General features: G+C 61.1%; 8 protein-coding genes. 5 read left to right on the top strand and 3 right to left on the bottom strand.

Annotated features, from left to right (window positions below):
- Positions 1–65: 65 nt before the first annotated feature.
- The 3 genes from sixA to SNL23_RS11235 are packed head-to-tail and all read right to left on the bottom strand — an operon-like array spanning position 66 to position 1,895.
- Positions 66–515 carry a phosphohistidine phosphatase SixA gene (sixA, locus tag SNL23_RS11245; protein ID WP_318302270.1) on the bottom strand — a complete coding sequence of 150 codons (450 nt, stop codon included), beginning with the start codon at positions 513–515 and terminating at the stop codon, positions 66–68.
- The gene (locus tag SNL23_RS11240) at positions 512–859 is read right to left on the bottom strand and encodes a DUF4389 domain-containing protein (protein ID WP_318302269.1); all 348 of its coding nucleotides are present in this window, start codon (positions 857–859) and stop codon (positions 512–514) included. Before SNL23_RS11240 ends, sixA begins: the two co-directional genes overlap by 4 nt.
- Before the next feature lie 10 nt (positions 860–869).
- Positions 870–1,895 carry an NAD(P)H-dependent glycerol-3-phosphate dehydrogenase gene (locus tag SNL23_RS11235; protein WP_076015243.1) on the bottom strand — a complete coding sequence of 342 codons (1,026 nt, stop codon included), beginning with the start codon at positions 1,893–1,895 and terminating at the stop codon, positions 870–872.
- A gap of 195 nt (positions 1,896–2,090) precedes the next feature.
- Here SNL23_RS11235 and SNL23_RS11230 point away from each other — a divergent pair, with 195 nt between their 5' ends.
- The 5 genes from SNL23_RS11230 to fabB all read left to right on the top strand — a co-directional run bounded on the left by SNL23_RS11230 (position 2,091) and on the right by fabB (position 9,049).
- Positions 2,091–4,223, top strand: a complete 2,133-nt coding sequence (locus SNL23_RS11230; protein ID WP_318302268.1) for a TonB-dependent receptor plug domain-containing protein — start codon at positions 2,091–2,093, stop codon at positions 4,221–4,223.
- 20 nt (positions 4,224–4,243) lie between these two features.
- Positions 4,244–5,155 carry an ABC transporter substrate-binding protein gene (locus SNL23_RS11225; protein ID WP_318302267.1) on the top strand — a complete coding sequence of 304 codons (912 nt, stop codon included), beginning with the start codon at positions 4,244–4,246 and terminating at the stop codon, positions 5,153–5,155.
- The gene (locus SNL23_RS11220) at positions 5,152–7,053 is read left to right on the top strand and encodes an ATP-binding protein (RefSeq protein WP_076015240.1); all 1,902 of its coding nucleotides are present in this window, start codon (positions 5,152–5,154) and stop codon (positions 7,051–7,053) included. Before SNL23_RS11225 ends, SNL23_RS11220 begins: the two co-directional genes overlap by 4 nt.
- Positions 7,054–7,301: 248 nt before the next feature.
- Positions 7,302–7,817, top strand: a complete 516-nt coding sequence (gene fabA / locus SNL23_RS11215) for a 3-hydroxyacyl-[acyl-carrier-protein] dehydratase FabA (RefSeq protein WP_003210552.1) — start codon at positions 7,302–7,304, stop codon at positions 7,815–7,817.
- Positions 7,818–7,828: 11 nt separating this feature from the next.
- Positions 7,829–9,049, top strand: coding sequence for a beta-ketoacyl-ACP synthase I (fabB, locus tag SNL23_RS11210; RefSeq protein ID WP_017480195.1), 1,221 nt, complete (start codon positions 7,829–7,831; stop codon positions 9,047–9,049).
- Positions 9,050–9,173 lie beyond the last annotated feature (124 nt).

Here is a 9,173-nt window from a genome sequence, read left to right as displayed (position 1 = left end):
TAAGAGCGGAACCCTAAGCGGCCGTTACCGAAGAAACGGATATGTACCCAAACCCAAACCCAACCTTAAGGATTCCGAACACTCAAAAGAATCATCAACCCCGCCAACGGAAAATCCCCCTCCAACTCCGCCAAACTCGCCGTACTCATAGCCTGCGGCTGCCGCAAATGCCCATGCTGCAAATAACTGATCAGCCCCCCCACAAACGGCTGATGGCTAACCAACAACACATCATCGTCATTATCGAGATGCTTGAGCACCTCCAGCGGATTACTCTCGGGCGTCAACCAAGGCACAGTGCGGATTTCAGGCTCAAACCCCAACGCCTCCCGCACCAACTGCGCCGTCTGCTGCGCCCGCACATAAGGACTGGCAATAATCGCCCGCACAGGCTGCCCAATCAGATGCCCCGCACTGCGCAAAACCTCCTCACGCCCATGGGCCGTCAAATTACGCTCAGCATCCGTACGCGCATGCCCCTCGGCCTCACCGTGACGCAACACCCACACCTTCATAGCTTCGGTTCCTCATCACGCACAGGATGCGGCGCCGGCGGCACGCTGTGAGCAGCCTCACCTTCCGGTGCACGGGGCGTCGGCCAATCAGCAAACGGCCAAGGCTTCTGATCACTGTGAAAACTGCCAAACCGCCCAATCTGCGCCAAAAACTGACTCAAACTGTCACCAAAATTCATCAGCCCAAGGTTCGGCGCGCCGTACACCAACCGGTAAACCAGCTGCACTATAACCAGCGCCCCCAGCAGAAACTGCGCCACTTGCCACACCAGGGCAAACACCAGCATCCACAGCACACGCAGGCCAATGGATTCGTACTTGGGAGCTGCTTTCGGATCGTTCATGACGCGTTCCTCAGTTGAAACCACTGGTGGAAATAAAGTCGACATCGGTCTTCGGCTCGGCCCGCATCAGCAACTCGATGACCTGGTTCAAGGTGCGCCCTTCAAACAGGATCGCGTGCAAACCGGCGACCAGCGGCATATACACCCCGACTTCCTGGGCCTTGGCCTTCAGCACCTTCAGGGTGTTCACGCCTTCGGCCACTTCGCCCAAACGCGTCACGGCGTCTTCCAGGCTCAGGCCCTGGCCGAGGGCGAAACCTACCTGATAGTTGCGGCTTTTCGGTGACGAGCAGGTGACGATCAGGTCGCCCACGCCAGCAAGGCCGAGGAAGGTCATCGGGTTGGCGCCCTGGTTGACCGCAAAGCGCGTCATCTCGGCCAAGGCACGGGTGATCAGCATGCTCTTGGTGTTTTCACCCATGCCCAGCGCAACCGCCATGCCGGCGATGATCGCGTAGACGTTCTTCAACGCCCCGCCCAGCTCGACGCCGAAGCGGTCGGCACTGGCGTAAACGCGGAAGGTGCGACCGTGCAGCACTGCCTGCACCCGTTCGCAAAGTTCTTCGTCTTCACTGGCGATCACGGTGGCGGTCAGCGCGTGTTCAGCCACTTCCCGCGCCAGGTTCGGGCCGGACAACACGCCAATGCGTGCCTCGGGGGCGATTTCTTCAAGGATTTCGCTCATCAACTTGAAGGTGTGCGCCTCGATGCCCTTGGTCAGGCTGACCAGCAGCTTGCCCGCCAACCGCTCGGCGTGGGGCGCGAGCACCGAACGCAGGGCGCTGGAGGGCAGCGCGACAAAGCACAGGTCGCACTCGTCCAGCGTCGCCTGCAAATCAGTCACCGGCTCCACGGCCGGCAGAATCTTGATGCCTTTGAGGTAACGGGGGTTTTCCCGGTTGACCCGGATGGCCTCGGCTTGCTCGGGGTCACGCATCCATTGACGCACCTGGTGACCATTTTCAGCCAGCAGATTAGCCACGGCGGTACCAAAACTTCCGCCTCCCAGGACCGCAATAGGGCGCTGTTCAGTCATATGCAATCCGTTAATCCATAGCAGTGGCGATGGCCGCATTATACGGAGCGACCCGCTTGCGGCCAGCCCCCGCGTCAATTCAAACACTCGTCGGAAAATGCGACATTTGTGCGAAGTAATTACAGGGCCGACGACTGGCAAAAGGCCCCGCCTCAGTTAACATGGGCGGCTATCCGTAATTATCAAGGCCGTGCCGTGTATTTGGGCCCTCCTCCTCGTTCATCTCTCCTGCTGACGCTGTTGTGCATGCCGTGGTGCAGTGCGCCGTTGCTGGCCGACGATCTGTTCCTCGACAGCCAACCGCTGCCGCAGGTACTGACCGCTACGCGGCTCAAGCAATCGGCCGCCGCCGTGCCCGGCAGCATGACGGTGATCGACAGCGAGTTGATCAAGGCCAGCGGTGCGCGGGATATCCCGGAACTGCTGCGGTTGGTGCCCGGGATGATGGTCGGCTACACCACCGGCAACCAGGCCGCCGTGAATTACCACGGCACCCAGGCTGGCGACGCCCGGCGCATGCAGGTGCTGATCGATGGTCGCTCGGTGTACCGCGCGGGCCTGGCGACGGTGGACTGGAGCGATATTCCGGTGGCCCTGGAAGACATCGACCGCATCGAAGTCTTCCGCGGCCCCAACACCGTCAGCTACGGTGCCAACGCGCTGATGGCGGTGGTCAACATCCTCACCCGCTCGCCGGCCAACAGCCACGGCACCCGGATGAAACTCACCCAGGGCGGACGCGGGATCAACGACTGGTACGCCAGCCAGGGCATGGGCTGGGAAACCGGCGACTTGCGCCTGTCACTCTCCGGCCAACAGGACGATGGTTTTGACAGCGACCGCGTGGGCGCCGACCGCCGTGACAGTCGCCGCCTGAGCCGCTTCAGCCTCGCCGTGAGCCAGACCCTGAACGCGCAACAAAGCATCGACTGGCAACTGGACGCCAAGGAAGGTACCAACCAACGCCCGTACACCTACCAACCGGTGTTCGACGGGATTACCGAAGGCGGTACAAATTCTGACGTCAGCGCCAAGGATTACGCCGGCTCCCTGCGCTGGAACTTCGACTTCAATCCTGATCACAGCCTGTATATCCAGGGCTCGGCCCAGCAGTGGGATCGCCGGCAGATCTGGCGCGCCTGCGACGCCAAGGTCTCGTTCAGCCCGGAGTTGACCCAGCTGTGGCAACTCAATCCCAACTATGCCGAGCGACTGGCCCGGCACATGAACAACTTCAACCCCGGCAACCTTCCACCCGGCAGCCCCGCCGAACAGGCGCTGGCCCGGCAGGTGCTCCAGCAATGGGGTGACGGCGGCAAGGACCCGGTTTGCGGCAACATCGACCAAAGCACCAAAGAAAGCCGCTACGACCTGGAGATTCAGGACACCCTCAGCCTGTCCGACAGCCTGCGCCTGGTCAGCGGCATGAACTACCGGTACGACCGCGCCGACTCCGACACCTACTTCAACGGCACCCTGGACGACACCACCTGGCGCATGTTTGGCCACCTGGAATGGCGTGCCAGCGAACACTGGCTGCTCCAGGGCGGCGCAATGTATGAGGACACCCACCTGAGCGGCAACTCGCTGACGCCCCGGGTGGCCGTCAACTACCTGATCAACCCGCGTCACGGCCTGCGTGCGGTGTACTCCGAAGCCATCCGTTCGCCGGACATGTTCGAGAACAACGTCAACTGGAGTTACCGCGTCACCAACCTCAGTTCGCCGGCCTACGGCCAGAACTCCGGTCAATATTTCGTGGTAACCCGCGGCCCGGGCAACCTCGACAAAGAGCTGATGCGCTCCCGGGAGCTGGGCTACAACGGCTTTTTTGCCGACATCGGGCTGAACGTCGACGTGAAGCTGTTCTATGACGAAATCAGCGACATGGTCAGCGAGCCGCTGCGCAACAACCAGTACATCGCCAGCAACTCCAACAGCTCGCGCTTTACCGGCACTGAAACCCAACTCGACTGGCACATGAGCACCGCCGACCGGCTGCGGCTGACCTATGCTTACGTAGACGCCAGCGCCACCAACCCGCTGGACAGACAGCAAACCGCCCGCAACAGCGGCTCGGCCGGCTGGATGCGGGAATGGGGCCATGGCTGGTCCAGTGCGGTGTTCTACTATGGCGACGACGCGCTCAACCAGTATCGCTTCGAACGGGTCGACCTGCGGGTGGCCAAGCGCATTGCCTTCGGCAAAGCCAACGTGGAGCTGGCCGGCATGTTGCAACAACGTCTCGACAATCAGCCCACCACCTGGCCCGACAACAACTATGACCAACGCCACGTGCTCTACTTCAGTGCGGAGTTAGAGTTCTAGTGGATAGCGACTTGTCACGGATGACCCTCTCCTTTACCGCCCGACTCTGGCGGCGCTGTTTGTTGTTTGGGGTTTTACTGTTTGCCGCACCGACATGGGCGGCGCAAATCCTGCTGACCGCCGACGAAGACGGCCCGGGCGTACAAGCATTCGTCCAGGCCCTGAGCGAACAGCGCCCCGAAGACCATGTGAAGTTCACCCCGCTCAAAGACCTTCCCGCCCCCGCGCACTTGCCCGCCAGTACCCGCCTGATCCTGCTGGACCTGCCCAGCCTCGACTGGCGCCTGCAAGACACCCAGGGCCCACCGACCCTGGTGCTGCGCATCAGCCGCCTGCAAGCCCGCCAGCGCCTGGGGGACAGCGTGCCATCGAAGATCAGCCTGTTGTGGAGCGACCCGCCACTGGACCGCCAACTGCGCCTGATCACCGGCATCCTGCCCCAGGCCCGGCGCATCGGTGTGCTCTATGGGATCGACAGCGAATTCCTGCTCCGCGAGTTGCGCCAGCATGCGGCGCCGATGGGGCTGGAGATCGTGCCCCAGCTTTGGGACAACACTAACGACAGTCGTCCGCTGCAAAGCCTGTTCAAGAGCAGCGACGTCTTGCTGGGGCTGGATGATCCCCAGCTGTACAACCCGAAAACCGCGAAAAACCTGCTGCTCAGCAGCTACGCCAGGCAATTGCCACTGGTCGGGCCCAACGCCGGGTTCGTCAAAGCCGGCAGCCTGGCCAGCACCTACAGCGATCAGGCCGACTGGCTGAATGTACTCGACCGGCTGCTGGACCATGCGCCCGCCAACTGGCCGCGCTCGTTGTACCCGGAACGTTTCAAAGTCGTGGGCAACCCGCAGGTTGCGCGCTCACTGGGGATCGAACAGGTGGACGAAACCAACGTCGCCGCCCGCCTGGCCGAAGGAGAAAAACGCCCATGACATTTCGTCGCCGTTGGGACATCAACACCCGAACCCAGCTCATCACGCTGGGCCCGGCACTCCTGTTGACGCTGCTGTTGATCAGCTTCTTCACCTTCGTGCGGATCCAGGACTTGCGCCAGGAGCTGGACCACACCGGCCAATTGATCGCCAACCAGCTGGCACCGGCCACCGAATACGGGGTTATTTCCGGCAACAACGACGTGCTCGAAAGCCTGTTGCGGGCCACCCTGGCCACGCCGCATGTACGCTTTCTGGAGATACAGGACAGCACGGAAAACATTCTGGTGTATGTCGAGCAACCGTCGGAGAAGCACGACCGTTCGCTGTCGGTGAAAGTGTTCCAGGCGCCGATTCGCCTGCAACATATCCAGCTGGGCAATGACTTCTTCCAGGACAACATCGCCGAGCCCAAGGCGCCCCGTGCGGATTACCTGGGCCGGGTGATTGTGGGTATGTCCAACGATGCGTTCAGCCAGCGCCAGCAGGAAATCCTGTTCAAGGCCGGGATTCTCGCGCTGTTCGCCCTGTTGTTTACCTTCTTATTGGCCCGGCGCCTGGCGGCCAGCCTGTCGCAACCGATCAGCGCCATGGGCAATGCGGTCAAGGCGATCCAGCAGGGCGATTACCAGACGCCACTGCCCATTGTCGATGACTCGGAACTGGGCGACCTGTCGCGTCACATCAATAACCTCGCCGACGGGTTGAACCAGGCCAGTCGCGAACAACACCAGGCCATGGCCCAGTTGATCCAGACCCGCGAAGAAGCCGAGCGGGCGAACAATGCCAAGTCGGATTTCCTGGCAATGATGAGCCATGAACTGCGCACGCCGATGAACGGGGTGCTGGGCATGCTGCAGTTGCTGGAAACCACCGACATGACCGAGGAGCAGACCGAATACGCGGCGCTGGCTTCAGAGTCCACCGAACACCTGCTCAAAGTGATCAACGATATCCTCGACTTCTCGCGCATCGAGCGCGCGGCCCTGGAGCTGGAGCACATTCCGTTCGACCTGATGGAGCTGATCAGCAGCTGCGCCCAGGCCTTCCAGCATGCCGCCCAGCAACGCGGGCTGGCGCTTGAAGTGCCGATTCCGCAGGGCCTGGACTCGCTGCAGGTGCAGGGCGACCCGACGCGTATCCGGCAGATTCTGGTGAACCTGATCGGCAATGCCCTCAAGTTCACCGAGCACGGCACCGTCACCGTCGAACCGCACTGGCAGACCCTGGACCATGAACTGTTGTGGTTCACCTGCACCGTGCGCGACAGCGGGATTGGCATCTCGGCCGAGCGCCTGGAATTGATGTTCGATGCGTTCCAGCAAGCTGACAGTTCCATTTCAAGACGTTACGGCGGCACCGGACTGGGCCTGCCTATCGCACGCACCCTGGCCGAACGCATGGGCGGCACCCTTCGCGCCCAGAGCGAAGAAGGCCAGGGCTCGGTGTTCACCCTGGAAATTCCGCTGGCGATTTACCAGCAGAGCTTGCCGGTGATCGTGCCGAACGCCGAAGGCAGTGCCAGTGCAGGCGAAGGCCGTAACGTGTTGCTGGTGGAGGACAACCCGGTCAATCGCACCGTGGTTGAAGCCATGCTGCGCAGCCTTGGATTTGAAGTCAGCATTGCCACCGACGGCGCCGAAGCGATTCGCAGTGCCGAGAGCCTGATTTTTACCGCGATCCTGATGGACTGCCGACTGCCGGGCATCGACGGTTACGAGGCCACCCGGCAGATTCGCCAGTTGCCCGGTTGCGCCGACCTGCCGATCATTGCCCTCACGGCCAACGCCTTGCAGGGCGACCGCGAAGCCTGTTTGGCGGCTGGAATGAACGATTACCTGGCAAAGCCGTTCAAACGCACGGATTTACAGCAAATCCTGCAGCGGTGGGTGCAGTAACACGGTGCCATCAGCCAACTGCGACTGGCGTGAAAGACGAAAGTGCGGCAGTCTTAGGCACCCGAACGGGCCCGTAAACCGGCCCGGTTTATAATTTCAGTGCACAAGTGTACATTCATGACCTTGACGCTGTGACTTTCACTACAACGCAATAGTCTATGTGTAGGCTGCCGATATGAGGCATGAACGCTTCAGTCGGCCGGGAAGATTTGCCCTGCCCTGCCGCATGGGATTATTGAGGAGCTCGCATGACCAAACAAAACGCCTTTACTCGGGAAGACCTGCTGCGCTGCAGTCGCGGTGAGCTGTTCGGCCCAGGTAACGCGCAACTGCCCGCCCCGAACATGCTGATGGTGGATCGCATCACCCATATCAGTGAAGAGGGTGGCAAGTACGGCAAAGGTGAATTGGTCGCCGAGCTGGATATCACCCCTGACCTGTGGTTTTTCGCCTGCCATTTCGAAGGCGATCCGGTGATGCCGGGCTGCCTGGGCCTCGACGCCATGTGGCAGCTGGTTGGCTTCTACCTGGGCTGGCAAGGCCTGCCGGGCCGCGGTCGCGCCCTGGGTTCGGGCGAAGTGAAGTTCTTTGGCCAGGTCTTGCCGACCGCCAAGAAAGTCACCTACAACATTCAAATCAAGCGCGTCCTCAAGGGCAAGCTGAACCTGGCCATTGCCGATGGTTCGGTGACTGTCGACGGTCGCGAGATTTATACTGCCGAAGGCCTTCGGGTCGGCGTATTTACTTCCACTGACAACTTTTAAGGGTTATCCGCATGCGCCGCGTCGTTATCACTGGTCTGGGCATCGTTTCGTGCCTGGGCAATGACAAAGAGACCGTCTCCGCTAACCTGCGTGCAAGTCGCCCTGGCATCCGCTTTAACCCGGAATATGCCGAAATGGGTCTGCGTAGCCAGGTTTCCGGCTCCATCGACCTGCCCCTCGAAGAGCTGATTGATCGCAAGATCTATCGCTTCGTCGGCCACGCAGCCGCTTACGCCTACCTGGCCATGAAGGACGCGATCACCGATTCCGGCCTGAGCGAAGACCAGGTGTCCAACGTACGCACCGGCCTGATCGCCGGTTCCGGTGGCGCGTCGACCTTGAACCAGATGGAAGCGCTGGACATCCTGCGCGAGAAAGGCGTCAAGCGTGTTGGCCCGTACCGCGTCACGCGGACCATGGGCAGCACCGTTTCCGCCTGCCTGGCCACGCCGTTCAAGATCAAGGGCGTGAACTACTCGATCTCCTCCGCTTGCGCCACCAGTGCTCACTGCATCGGTACCGCGGTTGAGCAGATCCAGCTGGGCAAGCAAGACATCGTGTTTGCTGGTGGCGGTGAAGAAGAACATTGGAGCCAGTCGTTCCTGTTCGACGCCATGGGCGCATTGTCGACCCAGTACAACGAAACCCCGGAAAAAGCCTCCCGCGCCTATGACAAGAACCGTGATGGTTTCGTCATTGCTGGCGGTGGCGGCATGGTGGTGGTCGAGGAGCTGGAACACGCCCTGGCCCGTGGTGCGAAGATCTACGCGGAAATCGTCGGCTACGGCGCGACGTCCGACGGCTACGACATGGTTGCGCCAAGCGGCGAAGGCGCCATCCGCTGCATGCAGATGGCCATGTCCACCGTTGATACTCCGATCGACTACCTGAACACCCACGGTACTTCGACTCCGGTCGGCGACTCCAAGGAAATGGAAGGCGTGCGTGCGGTATTCGGCGACAAGGCTCCGGCGATCAGCTCTACCAAGAGCCTGTCGGGCCACTCCCTGGGCGCCGCTGGCGTTCACGAAGCGATCTACTGCCTGCTGATGATGGAAGGCAACTTCATGGCAGGTTCTGCCAACATCGAGGAACTGGACCCGGATGTGGCTGACATGCCGATCCTGACCAAGACTCGTGAAGATGCGACCATCAACACCGTGATGAGCAACAGCTTTGGCTTTGGTGGCACTAACGCTACCTTGGTGCTGAAACGCTGGCAGGGTAAGTAAGCTTCCCGCGGCTTGATCGTCTGAAAACGCCCCGACTGGTTCGGGGCGTTTTTTTTTGCCTCGGTTGTTGGGTGTATATCCGTTATTTGGAGGATGGCTGGTATTGGTTCCGCTCTTACAGCGG

Source organism: Pseudomonas sp. SED1 (genome assembly GCF_034044025.1).
Taxonomy (GTDB): domain Bacteria; phylum Pseudomonadota; class Gammaproteobacteria; order Pseudomonadales; family Pseudomonadaceae; genus Aquipseudomonas.
Note: the sequence above shows the minus strand (reverse complement) of the source record. Positions and strands in the feature narration are given on the sequence as shown.

What these genes read in the sequence shown, in the direction of transcription:
- SNL23_RS11240 (WP_318302269.1), bottom strand. Translation starts at nt 859, where the DNA reads ATGAACGATCCGAAAGCAGCTCCCAAGTACGAATCCATTGGCCTGCGT.
- sixA (WP_318302270.1), bottom strand. Translation starts at nt 515, where the DNA reads ATGAAGGTGTGGGTGTTGCGTCACGGTGAGGCCGAGGGGCATGCGCGT.
- SNL23_RS11220 (WP_076015240.1), top strand. Translation starts at nt 5,152, where the DNA reads ATGACATTTCGTCGCCGTTGGGACATCAACACCCGAACCCAGCTCATC.
- fabA (WP_003210552.1), top strand. Translation starts at nt 7,302, where the DNA reads ATGACCAAACAAAACGCCTTTACTCGGGAAGACCTGCTGCGCTGCAGT.
- SNL23_RS11235 (WP_076015243.1), bottom strand. Translation starts at nt 1,895, where the DNA reads ATGACTGAACAGCGCCCTATTGCGGTCCTGGGAGGCGGAAGTTTTGGT.
- fabB (WP_017480195.1), top strand. Translation starts at nt 7,829, where the DNA reads ATGCGCCGCGTCGTTATCACTGGTCTGGGCATCGTTTCGTGCCTGGGC.
- SNL23_RS11225 (WP_318302267.1), top strand. Translation starts at nt 4,244, where the DNA reads ATGACCCTCTCCTTTACCGCCCGACTCTGGCGGCGCTGTTTGTTGTTT.